This window comes from Intestinibacter sp. (assembly GCF_034113885.1).
GTDB lineage: Bacteria > Bacillota > Clostridia > Peptostreptococcales > Peptostreptococcaceae > Intestinibacter.
On the sequence record NZ_JAXEWM010000176.1, the window covers coordinates 1 to 3,160 of the forward strand.

Annotated in this window: 2 protein-coding genes; both read left to right on the forward strand. The window is 30.9% G+C overall.

Annotated elements, in window-relative coordinates:
- A partial coding sequence (miaB, locus tag SPD90_RS11075) for a tRNA (N6-isopentenyl adenosine(37)-C2)-methylthiotransferase MiaB (protein WP_320925267.1) occupies positions 1 to 1,317 on the forward strand: 1,317 nt, incomplete at its 5' end.
- 436 nt (positions 1,318 to 1,753) lie between these two features.
- Positions 1,754 to 2,899 (forward strand): iron-containing alcohol dehydrogenase, encoded by a 1,146-nt coding sequence (locus tag SPD90_RS11080; protein WP_331680569.1) that lies wholly within the window; start codon positions 1,754 to 1,756, stop codon positions 2,897 to 2,899.
- Positions 2,900 to 3,160: the final 261 nt, after the last annotated feature.

Sequence of the window (3,160 nt, forward strand, 5' to 3'; positions counted from 1 at the left end):
ATACAAACATTTGGATGTCAAATGAACGAACACGACTCAGAAAATCTAGCTGCTATGTTAAATGATATGGGATATGAACCTACTTTGATGGCTGATACTGCGGATTTAATAATATACAACACTTGTGCAGTTAGAGAAAATGCTGAGCTTAAGGTATACGGAAACTTAGGTCATCTAAAGTTGACTAAAAAGAAAAATCCTAACTTAAAAATAGCTGTATGCGGCTGCATGATGCAACAGCCTACAGTAGTAAAGGAAATAAAATCTAAATATAAACATGTAGACTTAGTATTCGGGACTCATAACTTATACAAATTCCCTGAATTACTAGCAGAAGCTATGTCAAGTGACGCTATGCTTGTAGACGTTTGGGATGTAGACGGAGAAGTTGTAGAAGGGTTAAAGAGCGATAGAAAATTTGAGCTTAAGGCGTTTGTAAACATCATGTACGGCTGTAACAACTTCTGTACTTACTGTATAGTTCCTTATACTAGAGGACGTGAAAGAAGTAGAAGACCGATAGATATAATAAACGAAATCAAAGAATTAGTTGCTCATGGAACTAAAGAAGTTACATTATTAGGACAAAATGTAAACTCATACGGTAAAACTTTAGAAGAAGAAGACAAAATAACTTTTGCTGAGCTTTTAAGAAAAGTAAATGAAATAGAAGGCTTAGAGAGAATAAGATTTATGACTTCACATCCAAAGGACATATCAGATGAAGTTATATACGCTATGAGAGACTGCGATAAGGTCTGCGAATTTTTACATCTTCCAGTTCAATGTGGAAGCACTAATCTACTAAAGAAAATGAATAGACATTATTCTAAAGAGGATTACTTAAGAATAATAGAAAAGGCTAAGGCTGAAATACCTGACATAGTATTTTCTACTGATATAATGATAGGCTTCCCTGGTGAAACAGACGAAGATGTAGAGGATACTATAGATGTAATCAAAAAAGTAAGATACGACAATGCGTTTACTTTTATCTACTCAAAGAGAGAGGGTACACCAGCTGCTAAAATGGAAAATCAAATTCCAGAGGATGTAAAACACGAGAGATTTGACAAGGTTTTAGCAGTTGTAAATGAAATATTAAAGGAAAACAACTCTGTTTACCAAGATAAGGTAGTCGAAGTTTTGGTTGAAGGAAAGAGCAAGACTGATGAAACTAAATTCAGCGGCAGAACTAGACAAAATAAGCTTGTAAACTTTGCTGTAAAGGATATCGATGCCGATTTAGTTGGAAAGCTTGTAGATGTAAAAATAACTGAAACTCTTTCATTCTCTTTAAATGGAGAAATGGTTTAAAAGTTTTAAATAAAAATTGATGAGAAAATAACAAGATGTTCTCTTTATGAAAATAATTAATTTATGATCATAAAAGAGGACATTTTCTTATATAAAACAACATTATACAACAAGCAAAAATGTATAAAATTGTTATTAGATAGAGTAAATTATGTCAGAAGATAGTTTTATTTGTAAAAATATCGGAAAATTCATAAAATATTGTAAATTTTGAAAAATCAGAAAAATACTTGACAATTTACATAATTTTAATATAATTAAAGTAAAGGTAGCATTTAAACAAATAATAAGTAATATGTTTTGTAGACATGTAGAAAACGTTATAATTTTGGGACATTGTAATTTTTATATTTATATTTACAGAAATAGATTTATGTATGTGATATATACACAATGGTGTATTGCTACAAATATAAAACTAAGGGGGAAAATTAGAATGTACAAATTTTATATGCCAAATGTTAGTTTAATGGGACCTGGATGTGCTGGTAGTATTCCAGCTGAAATCAAAGCAAGAGGATTTAAAAAAGCTTTAGTAGTTTGTGGTAAAAGATCTGCTAAAAGTGCAGAATTAAAAGAAATATTAGATAGCTTAGATGCTAATGGCATAGAGTATGTCGTTTATCCTGGATCAGTTCCAAATCCAACTGTGACTTCAGTTATGGAAGGTGTAGAAGTTTTAAAAGCTGAAAACTGTGATTTTGTTATGTCATTTGGTGGAGGTTCACCTCATGATTGTGCAAAGGGGATTGCTTTAGTTGCTACTAATGGCGGCAATATGAAAGATTACGAAGGAGTCAATAAATCTAAAAAACCTCAGCTTCCATTAATAGCTATAAATACTACTGCTGGTACTGCTTCTGAAATGACTATATTCTGTGTAATAACTGATGAAGAAAGACATGTAAAAATGGCAATATGTGATGAACATGTTAACCCAACACTAGCTGTAAACGATCCTAATTTAATGGTGAGTATGCCTAAAGCATTGACTGCTGCAACTGGTATGGATGCTTTAACTCATGCTGTTGAGGCTTATGTTTCTACTATAGCTACTCCAATAACAGATGCTTGTTCTGAAAAGGCTATAAAATTAATCCAAGGATATCTAAGAGATGCTGTTAAAGACGGAAATGATATGGTGGCTAGAGACAAAATGGCATATGCTGAATTCTTAGCTGGTATGGCATTTAACAATGCTTCATTAGGTTATGTACATGCTATAGCCCATCAATTTGGAGGATTCTATAACCTACCACATGGTGTATGCAATGCTATATTACTTCCAGCTGTTCAAGAATACAATGCTAAGGTTTGTCCAGATAGATTAAAAGATGTCGCTGAATTTATGGGAGTAGATGTAAGTAACATGACTGATGAAGAAGGTGCTGCTGCAGCTATAACTGCGATAAGAAAATTATCTGCCGATGTAGAAATACCTTCTGGATTTGAACAATTAGGTGCTAAAAAAGAAGATTTTGATATATTAGCTGTCAATGCTTTAAAAGATGCTTGTTCTGCTACTAATCCAAGACAAGCTACTAAAGAAGAAATAATTGAAATATTAAACAAAGTATTCTAATACATACAGAATATAAATTATATTTATTTGTAATTTCAAAGGAATATAATTTTCTATAAATTATAAAGTAAGGGAGTACTATAAAATGGATTTTATTCTATTTTATAGCACTCCCTTTTTAATTTTAAGTAAAATTTTTGTGAATTGACAAAAAATTTTAAAATATATCTATTTATATAAATATATTATTCCTAGTAGAAAATAATGATAAAATTTAATCAACTCAATAAAAAATATATATATTATATAAAAACTTGGAAA

Excerpts from the sequence above, each read along its gene's own strand:
- SPD90_RS11080 (WP_331680569.1), top strand. The coding sequence starts at position 1,754 with ATGTACAAATTTTATATGCCAAATGTTAGTTTAATGGGACCTGGATGT.